Raw genomic sequence first — 203 nt, forward strand, 5'->3', positions numbered from 1 at the left:
GGCTCGGTGATCACCGCGTTGACCAGCGCGCCGTGGGTAGGGCCGGCGTCGGCGGCGATGGTGTCGGTGGCCACGCCCTATGTGGCCTGGATGAGCGCCACCGCCGCCGAAGCCGAGCAGGCCGCCATGCAGGCCCGCGCGGCCGCCGCAGCCTACGAGGCGGCGTTTGCGATGACGGTGCCCCCCTCGGTGATCGCGGCCAA

The 203-nt window shown here is 74.4% G+C and carries 1 protein-coding gene; it reads left to right on the top strand.

What is annotated here, in order from left to right; genetic code table 11:
* Positions 1-203: PPE domain-containing protein (locus tag AC5Y2L_RS28635; RefSeq protein WP_499940115.1), on the top strand; the 203-nt coding region annotated here is incomplete at both ends.

Source organism: Mycobacterium sp. NGS66, from assembly GCF_059812225.1.